Annotated in this window: 1 protein-coding gene; it reads right to left on the bottom strand. The window is 53.7% G+C overall.

Translation table 11 applies throughout. The features are described 5' to 3' along the window. Positions 1-217, bottom strand: a 217-nt coding sequence (locus EZM41_RS13590; RefSeq protein WP_274704702.1) for a TAXI family TRAP transporter solute-binding subunit, incomplete at its 3' end; no start/stop codon positions are given. Between the last annotated feature and the right edge of the window lie 122 nt (positions 218-339).

Here is a 339-nt window from a genome sequence, read left to right as displayed (position 1 = left end):
GTTCAGGGTAAAGGCGAGCTATGGCACGGAAGTTCTTTATAGGCTTCTTGAAGAACTCTGTGCCGTTCCAGGCATAATCTGCTATGTCGTTCTGAACTAACGCCAGGTCCACGTCGCCGAGCGAACACGAGGGAAAAACTCCGCGCCAGAATGACCTGGCGAGGTGCAACAGGTCCAAGTGTCCCTGTACCTGCTCCGGGAAAGGGAGGCGGTTCAAGATAAAACGCCCCTTCTCGAATCTTATGAACAGCCTGCCGCATGAGAAACTTCCCCTTAGGTATAGCATCAATGCCGAGCCTGGCACGGTATCTATCCAGCAAATCCGCCACTCCACTGTCG

It is taken from the genome of Acetomicrobium sp. S15 = DSM 107314 (assembly GCF_016125955.1).
Lineage (GTDB): Bacteria > Synergistota > Synergistia > Synergistales > Thermosynergistaceae > Thermosynergistes > Thermosynergistes pyruvativorans.
Note: the sequence above shows the minus strand (reverse complement) of the source record. Positions and strands in the feature narration are given on the sequence as shown.